This is a genomic window from Aquibium oceanicum, assembly GCF_001889605.1.
Lineage (GTDB): Bacteria > Pseudomonadota > Alphaproteobacteria > Rhizobiales > Rhizobiaceae > Aquibium > Aquibium oceanicum.
Window position 1 is genome coordinate 1616933 of sequence record NZ_CP018171.1, and the last position, 23175, is coordinate 1640107.

21 protein-coding genes are annotated in these 23175 nt (G+C 65.1%); 18 read left to right on the forward strand and 3 right to left on the reverse strand.

What is annotated here, in order from left to right; all coding sequences use genetic code 11:
* Positions 1-25 precede the first annotated feature (25 nt).
* A complete protein-coding gene (locus tag BSQ44_RS08045) occupies positions 26-883 on the reverse strand; it encodes a fumarylacetoacetate hydrolase family protein (RefSeq protein ID WP_072602861.1) in 858 nt (285 codons plus the stop codon).
* Between the two features lie 107 nt (positions 884-990).
* Here BSQ44_RS08045 and BSQ44_RS08050 point away from each other — a divergent pair, with 107 nt between their 5' ends.
* Both BSQ44_RS08050 and BSQ44_RS08055 read left to right on the forward strand, forming a co-directional pair.
* Positions 991-1725 carry a GntR family transcriptional regulator gene (locus BSQ44_RS08050; RefSeq protein ID WP_083534580.1) on the forward strand — a complete coding sequence of 245 codons (735 nt, stop codon included), beginning with the start codon at positions 991-993 and terminating at the stop codon, positions 1723-1725.
* The gene (locus tag BSQ44_RS08055; RefSeq protein WP_157894545.1) at positions 1718-2965 is read left to right on the forward strand and encodes an MFS transporter; all 1248 of its coding nucleotides are present in this window, start codon (positions 1718-1720) and stop codon (positions 2963-2965) included. The genes BSQ44_RS08050 and BSQ44_RS08055 overlap by 8 nt, the downstream gene beginning before the upstream one ends.
* A gap of 127 nt (positions 2966-3092) precedes the next feature.
* Here BSQ44_RS08055 and BSQ44_RS08060 read toward each other — a convergent pair whose 3' ends face one another.
* The gene (locus tag BSQ44_RS08060) at positions 3093-3962 is read right to left on the reverse strand and encodes a MurR/RpiR family transcriptional regulator (protein ID WP_162276732.1); all 870 of its coding nucleotides are present in this window, start codon (positions 3960-3962) and stop codon (positions 3093-3095) included.
* A 147-nt stretch (positions 3963-4109) separates the two neighbouring features.
* On the opposite strand from BSQ44_RS08060, the gene BSQ44_RS08065 reads away from it, so the two are divergent.
* The 13 genes from BSQ44_RS08065 to BSQ44_RS08125 all read left to right on the forward strand — a co-directional run bounded on the left by BSQ44_RS08065 (position 4110) and on the right by BSQ44_RS08125 (position 16734).
* Positions 4110-5399, forward strand: a complete 1290-nt coding sequence (locus tag BSQ44_RS08065) for an ABC transporter substrate-binding protein (protein WP_083534584.1) — start codon at positions 4110-4112, stop codon at positions 5397-5399.
* Positions 5400-5484: 85 nt separating this feature from the next.
* On the forward strand, positions 5485-6405 hold the full coding sequence (locus tag BSQ44_RS08070; RefSeq protein ID WP_072602865.1) for a branched-chain amino acid ABC transporter permease: 921 nt from the start codon (positions 5485-5487) through the stop codon (positions 6403-6405).
* A 2-nt stretch (positions 6406-6407) separates the two neighbouring features.
* A complete protein-coding gene (locus BSQ44_RS08075; RefSeq protein WP_210187927.1) occupies positions 6408-7433 on the forward strand; it encodes a branched-chain amino acid ABC transporter permease in 1026 nt (341 codons plus the stop codon).
* Positions 7430-8179 carry an ABC transporter ATP-binding protein gene (locus BSQ44_RS08080; RefSeq protein WP_072602867.1) on the forward strand — a complete coding sequence of 250 codons (750 nt, stop codon included), beginning with the start codon at positions 7430-7432 and terminating at the stop codon, positions 8177-8179. The genes BSQ44_RS08075 and BSQ44_RS08080 overlap by 4 nt, the downstream gene beginning before the upstream one ends.
* Complete coding sequence (locus BSQ44_RS08085; protein ID WP_072602869.1) at positions 8172-8867, forward strand: ABC transporter ATP-binding protein; 696 nt, start codon at positions 8172-8174, stop codon at positions 8865-8867. The genes BSQ44_RS08080 and BSQ44_RS08085 overlap by 8 nt, the downstream gene beginning before the upstream one ends.
* 2 nt (positions 8868-8869) lie before the next feature.
* A complete protein-coding gene (locus BSQ44_RS08090; RefSeq protein ID WP_072602871.1) occupies positions 8870-9493 on the forward strand; it encodes an ATP-binding cassette domain-containing protein in 624 nt (207 codons plus the stop codon).
* Entirely contained in the window at positions 9490-10491 is a 1002-nt protein-coding gene (locus BSQ44_RS08095) for a Gfo/Idh/MocA family protein (RefSeq protein WP_083534586.1), read from the forward strand. The genes BSQ44_RS08090 and BSQ44_RS08095 overlap by 4 nt, the downstream gene beginning before the upstream one ends.
* Entirely contained in the window at positions 10488-11309 is an 822-nt protein-coding gene (locus tag BSQ44_RS08100; RefSeq protein ID WP_072602873.1) for an SDR family NAD(P)-dependent oxidoreductase, read from the forward strand. Before BSQ44_RS08095 ends, BSQ44_RS08100 begins: the two co-directional genes overlap by 4 nt.
* Entirely contained in the window at positions 11306-13045 is a 1740-nt protein-coding gene (gene araD, locus BSQ44_RS08105) for an L-arabinonate dehydratase (RefSeq protein WP_072602875.1), read from the forward strand. Before BSQ44_RS08100 ends, araD begins: the two co-directional genes overlap by 4 nt.
* 16 nt (positions 13046-13061) lie before the next feature.
* The gene (locus tag BSQ44_RS08110) at positions 13062-14501 is read left to right on the forward strand and encodes an NAD-dependent succinate-semialdehyde dehydrogenase (protein WP_072602877.1); all 1440 of its coding nucleotides are present in this window, start codon (positions 13062-13064) and stop codon (positions 14499-14501) included.
* Between the two features lie 8 nt (positions 14502-14509).
* Positions 14510-15289 (forward strand): HpcH/HpaI aldolase family protein, encoded by a 780-nt coding sequence (locus BSQ44_RS08115; protein ID WP_072607938.1) that lies wholly within the window; start codon positions 14510-14512, stop codon positions 15287-15289.
* A gap of 732 nt (positions 15290-16021) precedes the next feature.
* A complete protein-coding gene (locus tag BSQ44_RS08120) occupies positions 16022-16408 on the forward strand; it encodes a thiamine pyrophosphate-binding protein (RefSeq protein ID WP_072602879.1) in 387 nt (128 codons plus the stop codon).
* A complete protein-coding gene (locus BSQ44_RS08125; protein ID WP_157894546.1) occupies positions 16405-16734 on the forward strand; it encodes a PaaI family thioesterase in 330 nt (109 codons plus the stop codon). The genes BSQ44_RS08120 and BSQ44_RS08125 overlap by 4 nt, the downstream gene beginning before the upstream one ends.
* Positions 16735-16845: 111 nt before the next feature.
* On the opposite strand, the gene BSQ44_RS08130 is transcribed toward BSQ44_RS08125, so the two are convergent.
* On the reverse strand, positions 16846-17679 hold the full coding sequence (locus tag BSQ44_RS08130; RefSeq protein ID WP_072602884.1) for a MerR family transcriptional regulator: 834 nt from the start codon (positions 17677-17679) through the stop codon (positions 16846-16848).
* 169 nt (positions 17680-17848) lie between these two features.
* On the opposite strand from BSQ44_RS08130, the gene BSQ44_RS08135 reads away from it, so the two are divergent.
* The 3 genes from BSQ44_RS08135 (at position 17849) to BSQ44_RS08145 (ending at position 23154) form a co-directional block, all read left to right on the forward strand.
* Positions 17849-19876 carry a hydantoinase/oxoprolinase family protein gene (locus tag BSQ44_RS08135; protein ID WP_072602886.1) on the forward strand — a complete coding sequence of 676 codons (2028 nt, stop codon included), beginning with the start codon at positions 17849-17851 and terminating at the stop codon, positions 19874-19876.
* An 11-nt stretch (positions 19877-19887) separates the two neighbouring features.
* A complete protein-coding gene (locus tag BSQ44_RS08140; RefSeq protein ID WP_072602888.1) occupies positions 19888-21687 on the forward strand; it encodes a hydantoinase B/oxoprolinase family protein in 1800 nt (599 codons plus the stop codon).
* Between the two features lie 129 nt (positions 21688-21816).
* A complete protein-coding gene (locus BSQ44_RS08145; RefSeq protein WP_083534590.1) occupies positions 21817-23154 on the forward strand; it encodes an ABC transporter substrate-binding protein in 1338 nt (445 codons plus the stop codon).
* The last annotated feature ends 21 nt before the right edge of the window (positions 23155-23175 follow it).

Consider the following 23175-nt stretch of genomic DNA (forward strand, 5'->3'; position numbering starts at 1 on the left):
TCTTTGCGCCCGCTGTCGGGTCTTCTCACCGGCCTTGCGAAACGACCGTATTCCTCAGCGTCCCGATCCGTTCGACCTCGACCTCGCACACGTCGCCGGGCTTCATGAACACCGGCGGCTTGCGCGCCGCGCCCACGCCCGATGGCGTTCCGGTCACGATGATGTCGCCGGCCTCCAGCGTCATCGCGATGCTGAGAAGCGAGACGAGCTTGCGCACGTCGAAGATCAGGTCGCTCGTGCTGGCGCTCTGCATGACCTCGCCATTCAGCCTGGTCTCGATGCGCAGGCCCGAGCCACCCTCGGGCAGTTCGTCGGCAGTGACGAAGACCGGCCCGAAGCCGCCGGTTCCGTCGAAGTTCTTCCCCACGGTCCATTGCGGGGTCCGCAGCTGGTAGTCGCGGATCGAACCGTCGTTGAAGATCGAATATCCGGCGATGTGGTCGAGCGCGTCGGCCTCGGCGATCTCGCGGCCGGGCTTACCGATCACCGCTACCATCTCGCCCTCGTAGTCGAACTTGTCGGAAACGTTCGGCTTCACCAGCGACGCGCCATGCGCCACCAGACCGGAGCTGAAGCGGGCAAAGACGGTCGGGAAGTCGGGAGCCTGCATGCTGCTCTCGGCAGCGTGGTCGCTGTAATTCAGGCCCACGCACAGGATCTTGGAGGCGCGTACGAACGGCGGCCGATACTTTGCGGTTGCAGGATCGACCGGGGAGCCTCCCTGCAGCCGCTTCGCCGCGCCCGCGAAGTCGCCGCTGCGAACGATATCGTCGAGGGTTCCCGGAAATCCGTCGGACGATGCCAGCAGGCCGCGGAACTCACCGGTTCCCGTATCGACGGCCAGTCCGCCGGTGCCATCGATCTCGTAACTGAGGAAGCGCACGACACCATCCCGTTCAGATTGCGATGGGGATGCACTTACTCAAATAAAAAAGATCAGTCAATAAAAAATACATTTTATTGGGTCGCCGATTCGGATATCGTGGATCCATGAAATCCTCCGATGAGATGGACGGCGTCGGCGTCCACAAGAGCATGACGTCGCGGACCTATGACCGGCTCCGCTACGCGATCATCACCGCGCGATACCGGCCCGGCGAGAAGCTCCGCATCGATGCCCTCAAGCAGGAATTCGATGCGAGCCTCGGCGCAGTGCGCGAGGCGCTGGCGCGGCTGACATCCGAGGGACTGGTGACGGCAGAGCCGCAGCGCGGGTTTTCCGTGTCGCTGATCTCACGCCAGGACCTGACGGATCTGACCGAGGCGCGCATCGTCATCGAGACCACGTGCGTGGGATCCTCCATCGCCAATGGCGACCTCGCCTGGGAGGGGAGGGTGCTCTCGGTGTCGCACCAGCTCTCGCGGCTCAGCCTTTCGGTCGGCAAGGTGGGCGCCGATACCGAAACCTGGCACCGCTATCACGAGCGCTACCACGACGAGATCACCGCGGCTTGCAGCAATAGCTGGTGGCTGCGGCTGCGCAAGCAGCTCTTCGTCCAGTCCGAGCGCTACCGCCGGCTGTCCGGCCCGTTCGCCGAATACGATCGCGACATCGATGCCGAGCATCGCGCCATCACCGAAGCCGTGCTGGCCCGCGACGCCACGCGCGCGGCCGCGCTTCTGACCGACCATCTGCGCGCAACGACCGATATCCTGCTGGCCTCGAAGATGCCGTTCTCGTCAGATCCCTCCGTCGCTCAGCCTGCAAGGATCGCCGGTGGATGAGGTGTCCCGGCCGAAGCCGGCCGATCTCGGTGCCTATCGCTGGTTCCTGCTGTTCGGCATCTGGCTCGTCTACTTCTGCTTCGGGCTGGTCGCAGCGTCGATGGCGCCCCTCATTCCCGTCATCCGAGCCGAACTCGGGATCTCCAACGCCGGAATGGGCGCGATCCTCGGCGCCTGGCCTCTCGTCTACATCGCCGCCGCCATTCCCTGCGGCGTGCTTCTCGACCGGCTTCCGGCGCGCTGGTCGCTGCTCGTCGGCAGCGCGGTGGTCGGGCTGTCGGCACTCCTGCGCGGGCTTTCCTGGGACGAGCTTTCGCTCTTCGCGGCCGTGGGGCTGTTCGGGGTCGGCGGGCCGCTGATCTCCGTCGGCGCACCGAAGCTGACCGCGAAATGGTTCGATGGGCGCGACCGGGGCGTCGCAATCGGCATCTACACGACCGGGCCGGCACTCGGCAGTGCCGCCTCCCTCGCGCTCATGACCAGCGTCCTCATGCCTCTTTTCGACCAGGACTGGCGCATGGTCATGTTCGCCAATGCCGGCATCGCCGTCGCCGCAGGCGTGGCGTGGTTCCTGCTCGCAAGCCACCCGCTGGCCGATCCCGGCTCCGCGACCGAGGCCTCCCGGCCTGCTGCCTTCGACCCCCGCACCGTGTTGGCCCTCCTGGCGAGGCCCCCGGTGCAGGTGCTGTTGCTCATGGGCGTCGGCATCTTCCTGGTCAATCATGGGATCAACAACTGGCTACCCGAGATACTGCGCGCCAAGGGGCTTCCGGCGGCGGAGGCCGGGAGATGGGCGTCGCTCACACAGATCGTCGGCATCGTCGGATCGTTGGTGGTGCCGCGCTATGCCGTCGCCGGCCGCCGTCTCGTGCTGATCTCGCTCATCTTCGCCGGCATGGCGGTCGCCGGCCTGCTGCTGCTCCTGCCGGCCGGGCAGGCCCTGGTCGCCTCGCTCGTCCTGCTCGGGATCGCGCGCACCTCGGCCACGGCCATCGTGATGCTTCTCCTGCTCGACCTGCCCGGAATAGACAGGCAGCGGCACGGCCTGCTCGGCGGCATGTTCTTCGTCGCGGCCGAGATCGGCGGCGTCCTCGGCCCGACGACGATCGGGCTTCTGTCCGACCGGAGCGGCGGCTTTTCGAGTTCATTATGGGCGCTTTCGGCGATCGGCGTCGTGCTGCTCGTGCTAGCCGGTCTGCTCGCGCGAATCGGCCACCGCGAACGCCCGCTCCCTCGTTGATCAGCGCCGAGAAGTCGGAATCGCCCGAGATCGGCAGCTTCGGGACCTTCATCCCGCAGACGCGCCGCGCCGTCCGGCATACATGCCGAACCCGACGAAGGCGACCACAGCGTCTCGCGCATTTGGTTCAGGACGGGGCTTTTCGAACCTCCGCGCGGCCGAGGCCGGAGACCATAGCCTGCACCAGCGCTATGGCGCCTGAAATCGGGCGGAACTGCCCGGTCGAGGCATTGTCGACGAAGAAGGCAAGTTTCGCATGCTTCGCAAGCGGGCTTTGAGGGGAGTCCGTGAATGCGAGCACCGGCTTGCCGCTGAGATGACAATCCACGACCACATCCACCACCGGTTCGGAATAGGGCGGGAAGGCGATCGCGACCAGCAGATCGGTCGACTTCATGTTGGCCACCTGCTGCGAAGCCATGCCGCCACCGAAGTCGAGCAGGCTGCACGGGCGTTCCGAACGAGCGAGCCCGTAGGCGAGATAGGTGGCAATCGCGCGCGAGCGGCGTAGCCCGGCGATGTAGAGGTGGTCGGCCGCTTCCAGCATCGAGACTGCGCTGGAAAGTTCGGAAACAGAGACCGTGCGGCGGAGTTCTTCCAGGGAGGCAGCCAGGGCGTCGATGGATCCGTTCAGCAATATGCTGAGGTCGGCGGGTGGACGCGCCGCCTGCGTCGCGTAGACCTGTTCGCGCATGTCCGCCGCGCCCTCGATGAGCCTGTGGCGGAAGATGCGCTGCATCTCCAAAAAGCCACTGTAGTCGAACTCCTTTGCAAAGCGGATGAGTGTCGACGGCTGGACCCCGAGCTCGGCGGCGATCGAGACGGTCGTGCGCAGCGCGAACTCGTTCGGCTGTTCGAGCGCGGAGCGGGCGATGCGCTGCAGGTGGGGGGAAAGCGTCTCGAAACGGGCGCGGATGCGCGACCTCAGCGCCTCGAAGGTCTCCGGGCCACCACGGTACGCATGATCCAGCGACGGTAGCGGGGTGATATCGGACAAGGCGAACTCCTCATTCGAGGGACTGAATGTCATTGTCAACGCCGCTTGACAAGAATGAAAAGAAAATTCATTCTCTGTGAAAATTCATTCAAACCGGGTGAATTTGCACGGCGGCGGGGGAGCGCCGCCCTTCCAAGGGAGGATGACATGTCGGACAGCAGAATTACACGTCGCCGCTTGTTGACCACGGCCGCGGCCGGTGGCGCCGTTTCGGTCTTCGCCGGGCCGTGGAAGCACAATCGGGTCTGGGCGCAGGCGACCGACAAGCCCATCCGCATCGGCATCACCTCGGACGCCAGCGGCCAGTACGCCAATTCCGGCGCAAGCGACCGCCGCGGCATGATGATGGCCATCGACGAGGCGAACGAACGCGGCGGTGTGCTCGGACGCCAGATCGAGTACATTCACATCGACACGGAGACGACGCCGGCAACCGGCAGCCGCGTGGCCGAGCGCATGATCACGCGCGAGGAATGCGGCTTCCTGGTCGGGGCGGTTCATTCCGGTGTCGCAAACGCCATCAGCCAGGTCGCGCAGAAGTACGGTGTTGTCTACCTCAACACCAACTCCTCCTCGCCGACCGAGAGCGGCCAGAACTGCCACCGCGTCAAATTCGTCTGGGACGGCAACGGCACCAATTTCGCCAAGGCGGCAGTCAAGAACGCCATCGATACGTTCGGCCCGAAGTGGATGCTGCTCACCAATGACTACGTCTGGGGGCACGATACGGCCAAGGCCACGAAGGCACTTCTCGCGGAATACGGCGGAGAGGTCTCCGAGGAGATCCTGATCCCGCAGGGCACGCGCGATTTCTCCTCCGCTCTCCTGCGCGTGCAGCAGCAGAAGCCCGGCGTCGTGTCGGCAGCCATCGGCGGCGACGACCAGAAGGCGTTCCGCCAGCAGGTCGCACAGCTCGGCATGGGCAACAGCCCGGCCTGGATCAACAGCCAGCAGGACTGGCCGGACGTCTACGGTCTGCCGCTCGAAAACCTCTTCGGCGTGTTCGGCACCACCTGGTACTACAAGCTCGACCTGCCAGGCGTCGCCGAGTTCGTGAAGAAGTACCAGGAGCGCTACCCCGATACGCAGATGCGGGTCCCCGGCAACGTCTTCTACAATGGCTACATGGCGACCCGCGAACTCCTTGCGGCCGTCGAACGGGCCGGGTCGGCCAACAACATCGCCGTGATCAAGGCTTTGGAGGATCACAAGATGCCGGCTGCCGAGCGCATGCAGCACCACGACGCCTGGATCGATGCGAACACCCACCAGGTGCAGCAGACGATCTATCTGGCGAGCGCCAACGGCAAGCCGTCCGAGGACGACGACATGTTCGAGATCGTGGCCAACGCCGCGCCGGACGTGGTGATGGACAAGGGTGCGGCGGCGGCCTGCGCGCTCGAGAGCTACGAGGACACGCCGAGCTTCGACGCCTGACAGCGGGCGATCCGTTCTTCCGATGCCATGGCCGGCGCGACCCGGCCATGGCCAATCTTGAGGCATGCCTCCTCGTGACCCCGCGATGACCTATCTCCTGCCGCATATCCTCAACGGCCTGACGCTCGGTCTGCTCTTCGCGCTGATCGCGCTGGGCTTCACGCTCATCGTCGGCGTCATGGAGGTGATCAACCTCGCGCACGGATCGCTCTTCGCGCTCGGGGCCTATTTCGCGCTGACCGTCATCGGCGGCGGATGGTTCTCCGGCACCGAATTCGGAGTCTGGTGGCACGGCCTGCCGATCGAACATCGCTACGTGCTGGCGCTGATCCTCGGGCCTGTCCTCGCCGCGGGCGCCGGGATGCTGCTCGAGCTGTGTCTGCGCCCCACGCACGGCAAGGCGCCGCTCTACGGCCTGCTCCTGACCTTCGGCGCCGCGCTGGTGATCGAGGAGATCATCCGGCTCGGCTGGGGAACCGGCGAGCAGAACCTCGAAGTGCCGGAGGTTATCAACGGCCCGGTGCTGATCGGCGGCTTCATCTATTCGAAGTACAAGTTCTTCGCAGCCGGCTTCAGCGCCGCGTCGATCCTCTGCGTCTGGCTGTTCCTGGAACGCACGCCCTATGGCGCGATCATCAAGGCCGGAGCGCACGACAGCGAGATGGTGCGTGCGCTCGGCTACGATCTCTCCCGCCTGCGGCTTCTCGTCTTCGGCTTCGGCGCATCGCTGTCCGGTCTGGCCGGCATCGTCATGGTACCGATCTGGGGGCTGCGGCCGCATGTCGGCATCGACGTCGTCATCCCCGCCTTCCTGATCATCGTCATCGGCGGCATCGGCAGTTTCTGGGGGGCGGTGGTCGCCGCCCTCATGGTCGGGCTGGCCGTCGGCATCACCGGCGCCTATGCCGGCGCCTGGGCGACGATGTCGATGTACATCCTGCTGATCCTTGTGATCGGCCTGCGCAGCCGCGGCCTGTTCGGCCGCAAGAGCGCGCTGGAGAACTGACGGTGATCTCGCTCTCCGACGTCCCCTCCCGCTCGGCCTTCGCAAGCGTCGGCCCTATGGCGTTGGCCGGGCTTCTGCTGCTGACCGCGCCCTGGTGGCTGCCGGCGATCGGGCTCTACCAGTATCTCGGGACCGAGATCGCGATCTGGCTCATCTTCGCCCTCGGCTTCAATCTGCTGTTCGGCTACGCGGGACTGCACTCCTTCGGCCATGGCGCCTATCTCGGCATCGGCGCCTACGCCTTCGGCCTGTGGCAGCAGAACGTGGCGGTCGGCCTGTGGAGCGGGCTTGCGGCCGCGGTCCTCGCAGCCGGCATCGCCGGCGCGATCGTCGGAGCCCTGATCTCGCATCGCCGCGGCATCTACTACGCACTCATGACCATCGCCTTCGGGCAGGTGTTCTGGTTCAGCGCCATGAAGCTGCATTCCATCACCGGTGGCGAGGATGGTCTTCTCGGCATCCCGCGGCCACCGCTGGAGCTCGGCTTCGCCGCCATCGACATGCGCAGCAACGTCGCACTGTTCTATCTCGCGGTGGGGCTCCTGGTGGTCGCGCTGGTCGTGCTGCGACGGCTTGCGAATTCGCCGTTTGGAAGGGTGCTCCAGGCGATCCGGCAGAACGAGACGCGCGCCCGCTTCGCCGGATACGAGGTCTGGCGCTTCAAATGGGCCGTCTTCGTCATCTCGGCCATGTTCGCCGGTCTCGCCGGAGGCCTCTTCTCCATGGCGCAACAAAGCGCCTATCCCGACGTGATGAGCCTGCACCAGTCCGGCCTCATCGTCATGATGGTGCTCGTCGGCGGGGGACTGGTCAGTTTCTGGGGGCCGGTCTTCGGCGTCATTTTCTACTTCGTCGCCCGCGACGTGCTCGGCGGGCTGACCGAGACCTGGCTGCTCTGGTACGGCCTGATGTTCATGGCGATGGTCATGCTGCGTCCGGAGGGCGTGGCGGGCATGCTGCATCTTGCGACGCACCGCCTGGCGAGCCTGCGCGGCGGCACTCACCTGGCGGCGGAGAAGGCGTCATGAGCCTGTTCGAGGCCCGCAATATCCACAAACGCTTTGGCGCGCGTGTCGTGCTGGAAAACATCTCGCTTTCCTTCGAAGAGGGACAGGTCAGCGGCATCATGGGGCCGAACGGGGCCGGCAAGACGACCTGCTTCCATGTGCTGACCGGCCAGCACAGGCCCGACCGCGGCGAGATCGTGTTTGACGGGCGCCAAATCACCGGGCTCGCCCCGCAGCGCATCGCCACCATGGGCATCGCACGATCCTTCCAGATCATGAACCTCTTCGACGACAGTGTCGTCATAGAGAACGTCATGCTGGCATTGCCCGAATTCCGCGCTCGCCGCCGCAGCATCCTGGCGCCGGTGTTCGACGATGCGGCCCTGGTGGAAGCGGCGATAGAGGTGCTGGAGCAGGTCGGTCTCGCCGCCAAGGCCTGGGAGAAGGCGACGTCGCTCAGCTATGGCGAGCGGCGCGCGCTGGAAATCGGCGTCGCGCTTGCGGCACGCCCGCGCATCCTGTTCCTCGACGAACCCACCTCCGGGCTCGGCACGGAGGGAATCCGCAACCTCGCCAAGCTCGTGAAGCGGCTGCGCGAGACGGTGACCATCGTCATGATCGAGCACGACATGCGCTTCCTGTTCGAACTCGCCGACCGCATCTCCGTCGTTCACTGGGGGCAGGTGATCGCCGAAGGCACACCGTCCGAACTCCAGTCGAATGCCTGGATCCGGCGCTCCGCGCTGGGAGAACTCGCCGATGCTTGAAGTCGCCGGCATCGACGCCTTCCACGGAGAGACGCAGGCGCTGTTCGGCGCCTCGATCAGCGTCGGCGCCTCGGAGGTGGTGGCGCTGCTCGGGCCGAACGGTGCCGGCAAGACGACGACGCTGCGCTCCATCCTCGGCCTGACGCGCGCCCGCGCCGGCCGCATCCGCTTCGCTGGAGAGGACATCACCGCGCTGCCGACGCATCGCATCTCGAAGAAGGGTATCAGCTGGGTGCCTGACGACCGCCGCGTCTTTCCGACGCTAACGGTGGCGCGCAACCTCCAGATCGCCCGCCGGCGCACCGCGTTTCGCCAATGGAGCGTTGGCGAGATGTTCGGCATCTTCTCCGCGCTCGAACATCTGATGCCGCGCGAATGCGAAAACCTGTCGGGCGGGGAGATGCAGATGGTGGCGATATCGCGCGCGCTGCTCGCCTCGCCGGGCCTCGTGCTGTTCGATGAGCCGAGCCAGGGCCTCGCGCCCAAGATCGTCCAGGATGTCCTGAAGACGATCCGCATGCTCAAGGCCGAAGGCATCGCCTCGCTGGTCGTCGAGCAGAACGCCCTCGCGGCCCTCGAAGCGTCGGACCGCGTCTACGTCATGAAACAGGGGCGCATCGTCCACCACGGCCCGGCGCAGGACCTGCTTCGCGACGTCGTGCTGCGCCGCCGCCTGATCGGAATCTGACCATGCCGCCGATGCTTCAAGTCAGCAATCTCTCGAAGGTCTACCATCGTGGCCGCTTCGACCGCACGGAGACGTTCCGTCTGTCGGCGGACTTCACCATCGACGAGCCCGGTATCGTCGGCATGATGGGACCCAACGGGTCCGGCAAGACGACGCTGTTCGAACTGATCACCGGCTCCAATGCGCCGAGTGACGGCTGCGTTCTCGTCCAGGGGCGCGACATCCATCGCGTGCGCACTGACGAGCGCGACCGTCTCGCCATCCACTATCACCAGTCCTACCAGGTCCGGCACTTCCGCTCTCTCTACCCCAACGCGCTCATGGAACGGGCGGGTTCCGACTATCCGGTCGTGCATCTCTTCGACGAGCCGCAGTTCAACACGCAGGACGGCTACATCGGCTTCATGCTCGACTTCTTCCGCCGGCTGCGCGGCGAAGGCAGGCTCGTCTTCTTATGTGTCCATCCGAACGAACGCTTCCACCTCGAGATCTTGCAGGAGATCTGCGAACGCTTCATCTTCGTCCAGAAGGGCACGGTCATGCCGATCCCCGACTATGACAGTCTCGTGTCCCACGACGCCTGCCGCGCCTATCTCGGCGATCTTCTGTCGGAGCGCACGGCATGATGGGGAGACCGCGCGTGGCGCTTTTCGGCGCGGGCCTGATCAGCCTCTATCACCTGCGCGCCTGGGCCAGCGCGGGGGCGGAGGTCGTGGCGGTCTGTGACGTCGACCTCGAAAAGGCGCGGGCGCGAGCGCAGGAGTTCGGCGTTGCCCGCGTCCACGACGATCCCGCCGCACTCTTCGCGGAAGGCGGCTTCGAGATCGCCGACATTGCCGCCTCGCTCGGCGCGCACGTTCCGTTGACGCGAATGGCTGCCGACCACGGCGTCCAGGTGATGCTGCAGAAGCCGATGGCGGCCACCGTGAGCGAGGCAGAGGCGCTGGTCGCCTATGTGGGCGAGCGCGTGCGCTTCATGGTGCACGAGAACTATCGCTTCCGACCGCACTACATGACCGTGCGGCGATGGATCGCCGAGGGGCGGATCGGCCCGGTTCGCCACGCGTCCATCTCTTGCCGGGGTTCCGGCCTCTGCCCGCGCGACGGCGACGTGCCCTTCCTGATCGAGCGCCAGCCCTACTTGAAGAGCTACGAACGCAATCTTGTATTCGAGACCATGATCCATCATCTCGACGTGCTGCGCTGCTTGTGCGGTCCGCTGAAGGTGGTCGCCGCCCGTCTCACCCGGCTTGCAGACGGGCTGCCGGGCGAGGACACTGCCGCGATCCTGCTCGAAGCCGAAAACGGCTTCATCGCCACCGCCGACGGATCGATCTGCGCGCCGGGTTATCCGCCCTTGCATGGCGACCGGCTGGAGGTGATCGGCACGAGCGGCACCGTGGTCATGGACTACAACCGCGTCCAACTCGTCGGCTCTGAACAGGACGCAGTCGAGATCGACCTCCTTGGCCGCTATCAGGAGTGCTTCGACACCGCGATGGCCGCCTTCCTGACGGGCTTGCGCGACGGCACGGCCTTCGAGACCGACCGCCTCGACAACCTCGAAACCGTGCGGCTGATGGAATCCGTCTATCGCGCCGCCGGCGTGGAGATCCCGCAATGAACCGCCCCGAACCCAACCTTACCCCTGCGGCCGATCCCGCCGCCATGGACCGGCTGTTCGACATCGCGGGCCTGCGCGTCTTCGTCCCCGGCGGATATGGCGCGATCGGCGAAGCGACGGTACTAGCCATGGCACGTCGCGGTGCCGTCGTGGCGGTGGCAGGGCGCAGCCAGGCCAAGGCCGGGGCACTGGTCGAGCGGGTGGCGAGCGGCGGTGGCCGGGCTCACGCCTTTCGCCTCGATGCCGGTGAACCATCCCAGATACGCGAGGTCACGGCCAAGGTTGCCGAGGCGATGGGTGGTATCGACGTGCTGGTCAACTGCGTCGGCATGCAGCGCGAGCAGGCGCTGCTCGAGGTCACCGAAGAAACCTTCGACGAGATCTACCGCATCAATCTCAAATCCGCGATGTTCCTCGCCCAGGCGGTCGCCCGCCAGCAGATCGCGCAGGGCGGCGGGGGACGGCAGATCCACCTCCTCTCGGTGCGCTCGCAACTGGCGCTGCGCGGCCGCGGCTATTCCGCCTACTGCGCCACGAAGGGCGGCCTCGCCATGCTCGTCAAGCAGCATGCGATGGAACTTGCGCCGCACGGCATCACCGTCAACGGCGTCGCCCCCACCTTCATTCGGTCCGAGCGCATCCGCCACCATCTCGAGCGCGAGGGTTTTCGCGACTTCATCCTGGAGCGCAATCCGCTCGGCCGCATCGGCGATCCGCTTGAGGTCGTCGGCCAGATCATCGCCTTCGCCGCGCCCGCCGGAAGCTACATGACGGGGCAGATCGTCTATGTCGACGGCGGCGTGACGGCCAGCCAATGACGAACGGTTCGCCCACGAAGAAGCCGCTGCGCAGCGCGCGCTGGTTCGATGCCGACGACCTGCGCGGCTTCGGCCACCGCTCCCGCCTGATGCAGATGGGTTATGGCCTCGACGATTGGGACGGCCGCCCGGTTATCGCCATCATCAACACCTGGTCCGACATCAACCCGTGCCACGTGCATTTCAGGCATCGGGTGGAGGACGTGAAGCGCGGCATCCTCCAGTCCGGCGGCTTTCCGCTCGAACTGCCGGCGATTTCGCTGTCGGAGAACTTCGTCAAGCCGACCACGATGCTCTACCGCAACCTGCTCGCGATGGAGACCGAAGAGCTGCTGCGCTCGCATCCCGTCGACGGAGCCGTGCTGATGGGCGGTTGCGACAAGACCACGCCGGGCCTGCTGCTCGGCGCGATCAGCTTGGACCTGCCGGCGATCTTCATGCCGGCCGGACCGATGCTGCGCGGAAACCTGCGCGGGGAGGTGCTGGGCTCCGGTTCGGACGCCTGGAAATACTGGGACGAGCGGCGGGCGGGCAAGATCGATGCCGCCGAATGGCAGGCGGTGGAGGCCGGGATCGCGCGGTCCTACGGCCATTGCATGACCATGGGCACCGCAAGCACCATGACGGCGATCGCCGAGGCGATGGGCATGTCGCTTCCCGGTGCGTCCTCGATCCCGGCCGCAGATGCCGGCCACATCCGGATGGCGAGCGCCACGGGACGCCGGATCGTGGCGATGGTGGACGAGGACCTGCGTCCCTCGGCGATCCTGTCGCGATCCGCGTTCGACAACGCCATCGTCGTGGCCATGGCCATGGGCTGCTCAACCAACGCCGTCATCCACCTCGTTGCGATGGCACGACGCGCCGACCATGCCGTGGGTCTCGACGATTTCGAGCAGGCGAGCCGCCGCGTTCCGGTGCTGGCCAATGTCAGGCCATCCGGGGAGCGCTACCTGATGGAGGACTTCTTCTACGCCGGCGGCCTGACGGGATTGCTGAACCGGCTGTCCGATCTGCTCGACAAGGACGCCATGACCGTGACGGGCGAGCGGTTCGGCGCCGGCTTCGCCGACGCACCGGTCTGGAACGACGACGTCATCCGGCCCCTCGACCGTCCCGTCTCCACCGAGCCGGCTATGGCCGTGCTCACCGGCAATCTCGCGCCGCGGGGCTGCGTGATGAAACCCTCCGCCGCCGACCCGCGGCTGTTGAAGCATTCAGGTCCGGCGCTCGTCTTCGACAGCTACGAGGAGATGAAGCGCCGGATCGACGATCCGGACCTCGACGTCACGCCAGACACGGTGCTGGTGATGCGCGGTGCCGGTCCGCAGGGCGGGCCCGGCATGCCGGAGTGGGGCATGCTGCCGATCCCGCAAAAGCTGCTCAGGCAGGGCGTGCGCGACATGCTGCGCATCTCCGACGCGCGCATGAGCGGCACCAGCTACGGCGCCTGCGTGCTCCACGTCTCGCCCGAATCCCATGTCGGCGGTCCGCTGGCGCTGGTCCGCAGCGGCGACACGATCGCCGTCGACGTCGCCGCGCGCACCATCGACATGGTCGTCGAGCCCGCCGAGCTGGAAGCGCGCCGTGCGGCCTGGCGCGCGCCCGAGCCCCGCTTCGGCCGCGGCTACGGCTGGATGTTCTCCCGCCACATCGGCCAGGCGCACGAGGGCTGCGACTTCGACTTTCTCGAAACCGGTTTCGGCCCCGCGACGGGCGAACCCGCGATCCTGTAGCACCGGAGGCAAGCGCATGTCCGAAACCGTTCCCGCCCTGCTGATCGGCGGCGAGTTCCGCCGCGAGACGTCGCAACCTCGCGCGGAAATCGTTAACCCATGCACCGAGGACGTCTTGTGGACCGCGCCGGCGGCCGGCGCCGCCGAAGTGGCGGAAGCGCTAGCCCATGCACGTGCGGCCTTCCCGAGATGGGCGGCGGTACATGGCTGGGAACGCGCCAAGGTCCTGCGCGCCATTGCCCGCGCCATGGAGCGCCGCAAGCCGGAGATCGCGCGCGCCCTGTCGCTGGAGATCGGCCGCCCGATCGCCCAGTCCGAAGGCGAGGTGGTGATCGCCATCGAACAGTTCGACTGGTTCGCCGGCGAAGCGGAGCGCCTGTTCGGCGAAACGATCCCGTCGCGCCAGGGCGGTCGCCTGCAGGCCGTGCCGGAGCCCGTCGGCATCGTCGCCGCCTTCACCGCCTGGAATTTTCCCGTCAATCTTCTGGCCCGCAAGATCGCGCCGGCACTGGCCGCCGGCTGTCCCGTCATCTGCCGTCCGTCGGAACAGACCCCGCTCACGTCGACCCTCATCGCGCTCGCATGCGTCGAGGGCGGAGTGCCGTCCGGCGTCGTGCAGATGCTGCACGGGCCCGCTGACATCGTGACCTCTTTGCTGATGCAGGCCGAAGAGGTGCGAAAGATCTCGCTCACCGGCTCGACGCGCGTCGGCAAGCTGTTGCTCGCGCAGGCCGCGCAGACCGTCAAGCGCGCCTCGATGGAGCTCGGCGGACACACGCCGGTCGTCATCTGCGAGGATGCCGACGTGGATGCCGCCGCCGCGCAGTGTGCCGCCTTCAAGTTCCGCAATGCCGGGCAGGTCTGCATCGCGCCGAATCGCTTCTACGTGCACGAGGACCTTGCATCACGCTTCACCGACGGCATGGTCGCGGCGGCTCGGGCGCTGGTACTCGGCGACAGCCAGGACCCGGCGACCACGATGGGACCGTTGACGCTCGCGTCGCAGCGCGACCGCGTCGAGGCTCTCTGTGTCGAGACGATCGCCGACGGCGCGCGCTGCCTGACCGGCGGCCGCCGCCCGGCAAGCCGCAACACGGGCTTCTTCTTCGAGCCGACCGTGCTGGCCGACGTGCCCGACACCGCGCGCATCATGCGTGAGGAGCCCTTCGGACCGCTGGCGCCCATCGCTACCTTCCGCGACCTCGACGATGCCATCGGACGCGCCAATTCGACGCCCTACGCGCTTGCAGCCTACGGCTTCACGTCGAGCCAGACGAAGGCGGATGCGCTGAGCCGCGGCCTTCATGCCGGCATGGTCGGCGTCAACACCTTCATGATCGCCCATGCCGAGGCTCCCTTCGGCGGCGTCGACCATTCCGGCATGGGGCGCGAAGGCGGCCGGCAGGCCATCAACGACTACCTGAACGTCAAGATGACCCACTTCATGGCAGCTTGAGGATGGAGATGACCGGGTTTTCCAACCCGCTGCGCAGGCTCTGGGCCGAGGGTCGCTGTGCTGCCAATGCATGGCTCGCCTGTCCGTCCATCCTGTCGGCGGAGGCGCTGGTATCCGCGGGCTGGGATTCCGTCACGGTCGACCTGCAGCACGGTACCGCCGACTATGCCGCGCTCCTTACGCTGCTTCCGGTGATCGAGCGCAGCGGCAGCGCGGCCCTGGTCCGCGTTCCATGGCTCGACGAAGCATCCATCATGCGCGCGCTCGACACCGGTGCGCTCGGGATCATCGCGCCGATGATAGAGACGCCTGCCGACGCGCAGCGCCTGGTCGCAGCCTGCCTCTATGCACCGGCAGGTGCACGCAGCTTCGGTCCGGTTCGGGCGCGCTTTGCGTGGGGCGACGGCTACGCAGCGTCAGCCAACCGCGAAATCCTCCCGATCGCGATGATCGAAACACGGGCGGCGATGGAAAACTTGGACGACATCGCTGCGACACCCGGGCTCGCCGGCCTCTATGTCGGCCCCGCGGACCTTTCGCTCGCACAAGGTTTCTCGCCCGGTTTCGATCGCCAGGAACCGGAAATGCTGGCCATGATCGAACGGGTCCGACATGCCTGCAAGGCCAACCGTATCGCCGCATGCATCCATTGCGGCGACCCCGCCTATGCAGTGCACATGGCTGCCGCGGGCTTCAACCTGACCACCATCGGTTCCGACGCGCGCTTCGTCGAAGCAGGCGCAAAGGCCGCCGTTGGGCGTTTTCGCAGTGAGGCACGATCGCGCTGATTAGTCCGCGTTGAACGCCATCGATGGCATCTCCCGCGGCGGCGACAATCTTTCGCGCGCACAAGGACGTGACATAGCCCATGCCGCTTGAGTAGCCGCCGATGCGCCCGGCACAACACGGCTTGCAACGAGGTTCTAGAGATCTCGGGCCCGGCGATCTTCGCTACGTGCCGGGCCAGTCGCGCCTGCTCGCAGCAGCGACCTTCGCGCCGCATCAGTCAGGAAGTCCGGCGTCGGCTTAGAACGCTTTGTCATCCTAGTATGGAAAACGGTCCCGCTGCGTACCTTGCGATGGTTCGCAGTGCCTGAGGCTCTTCAGCCTTTCCCTTCGACAATCGACGGAGTTTCCGAGCGCAAGCCGTTGAAACAGTGCATCGCAGGTGGCGATCCACCCTGAGAGTTCCCCGACACGACACAAAGATGGCGGTCACGCGAGGCAATATATAACGTTTGTTACATTGTTTGCCAAAATGAATAATCTGTGTATGTTGATGTCGCAACAGGTTTCGCCTGTGGTCGCTCCAGCAAGGGACTGCCGCTCGGCAAGATCGGTTTCGGGGGGATCCGTTTATTCGACTGCCAATCACGGCTCATCTTGACCGTCGACGACTCGATCTTGGCGCTTTTCGACGGTTGCCGATCCGAACTTATTCTTCGGCTTGGTCGATTTACTGACTGTAATTGGAATAGATTTTTGGGCGTATCCAGTATTCGCCCTAGGGAGGACATTTGATGCGGAACATTTCCGGCAACCGCTATCTGGCGGAGGCGCTGAGGTCGTACGGAGTCGACTACTTTTTCCATATGCCGGCGCTGTTGATGCCTGCCTTCGCGGAAATGCGAGGCATGGGCATAACGTTGCTTTCCGCTCACATTGAAAAGGCTGCCGCATACATGGCTGACGGTTACTCGCGCGTCAGCAACAAGGTGAGCGTCGTCGGCGCGCAATATGTTGGCGCCGCCAATCTGGCCGCCGGATTGCCGGACCCCTGGCTTGGCCGGTCGCCGGTTTTGGCAATCACCGGTGGGCCCGCGCGGGGCCTGCAGAACAAGCACGTCTATCAGGAGATAGATGCGCTCGAGATGTACGATGGGTCAGGCAGACGGGCGAAGACGTGAGCGTCGGAATGATCTGCCAGGGACGCCACGACAACGGAAACGGCGCGATGCATGGCGGGATGATCTGCACTCTGGCCGACATAGGATTGGGGAAAGCGGTCCGCCTGCTACGCAACCGCGATCGGCCGCCGGACGCCGCGGTGACCATCAGCGCCACGATACAACTTGACGTAAGCTTTTGCGGGCGGATCGGCGTCGGCGATTTTGTCTGCACGCAGGCCATCATCAAATCGATGAGCCGCTCGTTGACCTTCGCTCAAGGCGAACTGCGCGTCGGCGACCGGACTGTCGCCACCATGCAGGGTGTTTTCAAGGTTATTCGTTGACCCCACCCTTTGCTTCTGCGTCATGCCGGTCATGCTGCGCGCCACCTTCGGCGAACGCGGTGAAACCGGCGATTGTGTTGATGAGATCGGTCTGGCTGATTTTGGTAACTCTCAGAAAGTCGGAGGCGTATTGACCCACAGCAGGATGGTCGTCGTCTGGCCAGGGTTCAGCCAGGCGTGTCTCAACGTGCTCGGGAAGTAGATGCTTTCACCCTGGCCGAGGTTGTGCTGCTTGTCGCCCTGGATGGTGATTTGGAACTGCCCGAACAGCACATAGATGAACTCCTCGCCGTCGTGGTCGTAGGCGCCATGGCTGCCGATACCCGGCTCGATGTACCAGCGCTGGCAGTCCATCATGGTCTTGCCGGAGGCCATCTGTTCGATCCGCAGACCCGAACCGAGCGTCGGCTGCAGAAGCCCCCCCGACTTCGGCGTTATAACCGTCTGCTGGCCCGCCGTGGAATCCTCGGCCATCAGCTCGGTCAGGGTCAGGCCGTAGTAGGATGCCAACGCCTTCGTCTCGGGAATACCGCCCAGCGACGTGCGCTCGATCGATGCAAGCACCTTCTGGTCGATACCGGTTCGGCCGGATAGCTCGCGCAGGGTCAGTTTAGCCGCTTGGCGCAGACGGCGCAGCCGATCTCCCACCGTGCTGGACGTCTCGTTCGGATCGGGAGCCGGCCCCGCGGGCACGATCGCCGATCTCAGCGCTGTGATGCTCAGGCCCTGGATCTTGCGCAGGCGCTGGATGTTCTGCGCCTCTGCTACATGCCGCTGTTCGAACTGACGGTGACCCGTCGTGGTGACATGCGGCGTGAGGAGGTTCTGGTCGCACCAGTAGCGTAGCGTGCTGACCGGAATTCCCGTCAGACGGCTCAGGTCCGATATCCTCAGGACGGCTTTGGCACCGGTGCCGCTGCCGGATTCTTCAACATCGTTGCTCATTTTTTGCCCTGCTTGGCGAAGATTCTATCTGCCACAGCCACTAAGCGATGTCAGTTCAGAAAGAATCAACAAATTAACTTGACATATTTTCTGAGCCGTTCACTTTTGGTCGTCAGGCGCAGGGGAACTCAGCGCACGTGATACGCTAAAAGTAGGAAGGACTGCTCGGATGTGGCGAGTTGGGATTGACGTTGGGGGAACTTTCACCGACCTCTTCGCTTGGAACGAACAGGATAACAACTACAAGACAGCTAAAGTTTTGACCACGAAGGACGACCGCTCGCGTGGCGTTCTGCAGTCGATCGAAGCGGCTGGAATCGGCTTCGGCGACATCTCGCTTCTGATGCACGGCACGACGACGGCGACGAACGCCCTGATCGAACGGGACTTCCCGGACGCCGCCTTCATCACCACCGAAGGCTTTCGCGACACGATCGAAATCGGACGCCAGCACCGCAAGGCGCTCTACGATCCCTATCAGACCAAGCCGAAGCCGCTGATCCGCCGTCGCCACCGCTTCGCGCTGGACGAGCGCATGGCCGTGGACGGCAAGGTTCGCCGCCCGCTCGACGTCGAGGCTGCCAACAAGATCGCCGCCACCATCGCCGAGCGCGGGATAAAGGCGGTCGGGATCGGCTTCATCAACGCCTATGTGAACTCAGAGCACGAACAGCAGATGCGCGACATCCTGCTCGAGCATGTGCCGGACGCTCATGTCGTCATCTCGGCGGAGACGCGGCCGATCTTTCGCGAGCATCCGCGCTTCGTGACCACCGCGATCCGCGCCTGCCTGATGCCGGTAATGACCATCTATTTCGACCGGCTGAGCACCTCGCTCTCGGAAAAGGGTTTCACCGGCACATTGTTGATCCTGAAGAGCAATGGCGGCGTCATGGGCGCCGAGAACGCCAAGGACCGCCCCGAGGAACTGATCGAGTCCGGGCCGGCGGGCGGCGTCGCCTACGCGTCCTACCTGGCGCGCACCACGGGCTTCGGGAACATCATCCACACCGATGTCGGCGGCACCAGCTTCGACGCGTCGATCGTCGAGAATGGCGGCGGTCTCATCACCCGCAACTACGAACTCGAGTGGGAGGTGCCGGTCAGCGTGCCGATGCTCGATATTCACTCGGTGGGCGCGGGCGGCGGATCGATCGGGTGGGTCGACGACGGCGGTTCGCTGCGCGTCGGGCCGCGAAGCGCCGGTTCCGAACCGGGGCCCGCCTGCTACGGACGCGGCGGCCTCGAACCGACCATCACCGATGCAAACCTAGTGCTGGGCCGCCTCGATCCCACTCTCTCGAACAAGTTCTCGCTGGACGTCGAGGCTGCCGAGGCTGCGATCGACAAACTGGCCGAAAAGATCGGGCTGACGCGGCTGCAGGCCGCGGAGGGCATGATCAAGATCTCGTGCGAGACCATGGCCCAGGCGGTGAAGGGCGTGGTCGTGGAACGTGCCCGCGATCCTCGCGACTTCGTGCTGGCCAGCTTCGGCGGCGCAGGCCCCATGCATGCGTGTTTCGTCGCCCAGGCGATGAACATTCCAAAGGTGATCATTCCCGGACAGGCGGGTGTGGCTTCGGCCTTCGGCGCCACCGCCATGAACGTGCGGCACGACGTGGAAGCATTCCATTACGCAGATCTGGGCACGGTCAGCGTCGATGCCCTCAACGAAATCTACGAACAGCTCGAAGTGGAGGCCCGCGAGCGGTTGGCACGCGACTCCGTGCCCGCAGACAAGATCGAGATCGGTCGAACCGCGCAGATGCGATACGTGGGCCAGACCTACGAGGTGGATGTCTCGATCCGCTCGGGGAAGATCGGGCAGGACCATCTGTCCGAGATCGCCGAGGCATTTCATGCCGCGCACCGCCAGGAGTATGGCGTCAGTTCGGACGACTTCCCCATTGCCTTCGTGGCGCTAGGTGTCGTCGCCACGGGCGCGCTGACCGAGGCGCCGATCTTCAACTTCGCTTCCAGTGCCAAGGCCGAGGGCAGCGAAGCTCGCAGCCGCAAGGTCTATTTCGAAGGCGAGTGGGTGGACGCCATCCTGAAGAACGCGGCCGAAATCCTGACGGGCGAGACGATCCGGGGGCCGGCCCTCATCGAATACCACGATTCCATCGCGGTTTTGCCGCCCAGGTGCGACGGCGAAGTCGACCCGCACGGCAACCTGCTTGTCAGCATCTCGAACTGAGGAGAACCGGAATGGCCGCTTCCAACCCGACCCAGAATGCCGCGACGGGAATTTCCGACCGGATCGATCCCGTCACCTTCGAAGTGTTGCGCAACAGCTTCGAATACGCCTGTACCCGCATGGCGACGATCATGCAGAGAACCTCGTTCTCGCCGATCCTGGCCGACATCCTGGATTTCTCCAACGCGATCTATGACGCGGAGGCCAACCTGCTTGCCCAGGCAGCAAACTGCCCGGTGCACCTTGCGGCGATGAAGTTCAGCGCGGACGCGGCGCTGAAGCGCTTTCCCAAGGAGACGCTGAAGCCCGGCGACATCGTTGCGCTGAACGACCCGTACCAGGGCGGCACCCACATCAACGACATCACCTTTGTCATGCCGATCTTTCACGAGACCACGCTCATCGGGTTCGCGGTCAGCCGCGGTCACTGGATGGATCTGGGCGGCGGCGCCGCCGGCGGCATGTCGTTCTCGACCCACATCGCGGCCGAGGGGCTGCGCCTGCCCCCGATCAAGCTCTACGAGAACTACGAGATCAACGAGGACTTCCTCGCGATCATCATGAACAACACGAGGACGCCCTTCTACATCAAGGGCGACCTGCAGGCCCATCTCGGCGCGCTCAAGGCTGCGGAGGCGGAGGTCACCCGCGCCGCCGACCGCTACGGCCGCGATCTGGTGCAGCTGGCGATGAAGGAACTGATCGCCTACACCGAGCGGATCGTTCGCAAGAGCATCGAGATCATCCCCGACGGCGTCTACGAGGCCGAGGACTTCGCCGATACGGACGGCTTCTCGCCCGATCCGATCAAGGTGAAGGTCAAGCTCACCATCGAGGGATCCAACATCACGGTGGACTTCACCGGGTCGGACCCGATCGTGAAAGGCTCCATCAATTCGCCCTATGCCAACACGGCGTCGGCCGCGCTCTATTCGCTGCAATTCTTCCTGGCGCCCCATGCGCCGTCAAACGCGGGCATGTTTGCGCCGATCAAGCTCATCATCCCGGAGGGCACGTGGCTCAATCCGGTCTGGCCGGCGCCGACCATCGGCTGCACCACGCTGACGTCGTCCAAGATCACCAGCGCGATCTGGCAGGCGCTGGCGCAGGCGATCCCCGAACGCGTGACGGGCTCGACCTGTTCGGAGTGCAACTGGTTCGTCTCGACCGCGGTCGATCGCGCCAAGGGCATCGCGGGCGTGTTCTCCGATCTTCCCGCCGGCGGCTGGGGTGGCACGCCCTTCAACGACGGCATGAACGTGACGATGGATCCGCTCGGCAACTGCATGAACATGGCGGCCGAAACCGCCGAGCTGTTCTTCCCAATCGAGTACGAGAGCTTCGACCTGCGCCAGGATTCGGCCGGTCCGGGGAAGTATCGCGGCGGTCTGGGAGCGGTCTTCAAGGTTCGCTACCGCTGCGAAGGCGAACTGAACATGGAAACCTCGCGGACACGGCAAGGCAGCCCCGGTGTGAACGGCGGCGGGTTCAGCGCGGTCCAGCGATCGAGCCACCTCTATCCGGACGGCAGTCACCAGGTCATCGGCGGGCTCAGCCCCAACGGCGACTGGACCAGTCCCCTGCTGTCGGGACATGCGTTCAACTATGACGAGCAGTTCCTGTTCGAAAGCACGGGAGGCGGCGGCTGGGGCAAGCCGTCCGAGCGGCCCGTCGACAAGGTGCTGGACGACGTGTTGGACGAGTACATTTCGATCGACGCCGCGCGCCGCGACTACGGCGTGGTGATCGACCCGGCCACCATGAAGGTGAACGAGGCCGAGACCGCCAGGCTGCGCAAGCTTCAACCATAACGCGGTGCAGCCCCGGCACTGGCTGCCCGGGCTGCATCCGCCGACCGCGGGCTCAACCGCGGCGCCATTTCCGCTTTTTTTTTCGAAGAAACCAGGCACCGCTTCGGCGGCAACAGGGAGTATTGCAAAATGACAAGCTACAAGTCCGAGCGGCTTGCCGCTCCGGCGATCGGGCGTCGCGCCTTCTTGACCTCCTCCGCCGCCACCGCCGGTCTCGGCGCGGCGACGCTCGCCGGCATCAACGCCGGCCATGCCCAGCAGTCGGGAACCATCAAGATCGGACAGATGGTCTCTTTGACCGGTCCGCTCGCCGTCGACGGCGTCGAGCACAAGAATGGCCTCGACATGGCGATCGAGGAGATCAACGAGGCTGGCGGTATCCTCGGCATGACGGTGGAGAGCGTGGTGCTCGACAGCGCCAACCAGACTGCGGAGGAGGTCTCGTCCGCGGCCAACCTGCTCATCGACCGCGAAGGCGTCAGCGCCATCGTCAACGGCTACAATGTCGGTGCCAACCAGGCTGAATACGACGCCATCGCCGACGCGGGCATCATCTACATCCACTACAACACCTCCGTCGGCCACCACGAAGTCTTCGAGAGCGATCCGGAGCGCTACTTCGGCATCTTCATGGCCGATCCCGCCGAGGTCTATTATGGATACGGCCTGCCGGTCATGCTCGACCGCATCCGCTCGCAAGGCGTGTGGAAGCCCGAGAACAACAAGATCGCGCTGATCACCGGCTCGCTGCCCTATTCCATCGTCATCTCCAACGCGATCCGGGACAACGCGGCGAAATACGGGTTCGAAGTCTCGTTCGAAGAGGTGGTTCCCGTGCCGACCACCGAGTGGGGCGCGGTTCTGAAAAAGGTGCGCGACGACGCGCCGGCGGTCATCGCCAACACCCACTTCTATCCGGGCGATCTGGCACAATGCCAGGTGCAGTTCGCGCAGAACCCAACCAACAGCCTCGTGTACTACCAGTACGGCCCGCTGCTGAAAGCGTTCTCCGAACTGGCGGGCGAAGCTGCGCGCGGTGTCCTGACCTCGTCGGTGATCGGCATCTTGCCGGACGAAATGGGCAACGCCTTCCGTGAAAAGTACTACGCCAAGTTCGGCGATACGGCGGAAGCCGATCCGGGCGCCTCGACCTACTCGGAGATGTACCACTATGCCATCGCCGCGGCTCTCGCCGGTGGCGTCGGCGAGCCGGGCAACCACGAGCAAAACCGGAAGGTCGCCGACAATCTGCGTCGCTTCGTTTACCGAGCGCCCTTCGGAACCCTGCGCTACGACCCGCGCTTCAACGCGGCGATTCCCTATCCGACGCTCTCTGAGGATCCGTCGCTGGCGATGCCGCATCTGCTCTACCAGATCACGGATCCCGCGGCCGCCAATCCCAAGAAGCTGATCTACCCCGCGCCTTACAACGAAGCGGAGTTTACGCTTCCGCCCTGGTTCAAGTGAGCCCTTCCGCCCGCAGCAACC